Raw genomic sequence first — 604 nt, forward strand, 5'->3', positions numbered from 1 at the left:
ATGAATAATTTGGGATTATGAAAACATAAATTACAATCAGCTGCCCAAAGTTGCCATAAGCCTCAGTATAAAAAAGAAATGGACGGAAAATCTATGGTAAGCAAAATTACCAATGCAAAGATTGTCATCGACAGTTCATTGATAAAATGGATTTAACTTACCAAGGCTGTCAAAGGCATATTGATGCAAAAATACGTCTAATGCTTGTTAGAGGCTGTAGTATTGCTGATATTATGGTTATTGAGAAAGTCAGCAAATATAAAGTGCTAAATGTCTTAGCGAAATCTAACTGTGAAATAAAACCTACACAAAACGCCTATCAAAAACTCCAAATTGATGAGTTTTGGACCTATGTAGGTCATAAGAAAAACAAAATCTGGTTAATTTATGCTTATGATCCAGATAGTGGTGAGATATGGCTTTTGTATGGGGGAAACGCAATCTAAAGACAGCTAAACAACTGAGAGCTAAACTTGAGGCATTAGGAATTAGTTTTGGTTGTATTTGTTGTGATAATTGGGATAGCTTCTTAACGGCTTTTGATGGTAACGTTAAAAAGATAGGTAAGCAGATATACTACGGATATTGAGGGTAATAATAATCG

General features: G+C 33.9%; 1 pseudogene. It reads left to right on the top strand.

Features of this window, described 5'->3' with window-relative positions:
• Positions 1-80 precede the first annotated feature (80 nt).
• A pseudogene (locus A5N85_RS13955) lies at positions 81-446 on the top strand (IS1-like element transposase); the annotation flags it as partial.
• Positions 447-604 lie beyond the last annotated feature (158 nt).

The organism is Suttonella ornithocola, assembly GCF_001889065.1.
GTDB classification, from domain to species: domain Bacteria; phylum Pseudomonadota; class Gammaproteobacteria; order Cardiobacteriales; family Cardiobacteriaceae; genus Suttonella_A; species Suttonella_A ornithocola.